Annotated in this window: 1 protein-coding gene; it reads left to right on the forward strand. The window is 56.7% G+C overall.

Translation table 11 applies throughout. The features are described 5' to 3' along the window. Positions 1-247: thiamine pyrophosphate-dependent enzyme (locus NZ772_19430; GenBank protein ID MCS6815729.1), on the forward strand; the 247-nt coding region annotated here is incomplete at both ends.

Consider the following 247-nt stretch of genomic DNA (forward strand, 5'->3'; position numbering starts at 1 on the left):
GGGGACGTGGCGGGTCGATGCACTTGTTTTCATCTCGGCAGCGGTTTTTGGGGGGCTATGCGTTTGTGGCGGAGGGAATTCCAGTAGCGGCAGGGGCGGCCTTTCAGACGAAGTACCGGCGCGAGGTGATGGGAGATACCCAGGCAGACGAGGTGACGGCTTGCTTTTTTGGGGATGGCGCTTGCAATAACGGCCAGTTTTTTGAAACGCTGAATATGGCAGCCCTGTGGAAGTTGCCCATCATTTT

Source organism: Cyanobacteriota bacterium (assembly GCA_025054735.1).
GTDB lineage: Bacteria > Cyanobacteriota > Cyanobacteriia > SKYG9 > SKYG9 > SKYG9.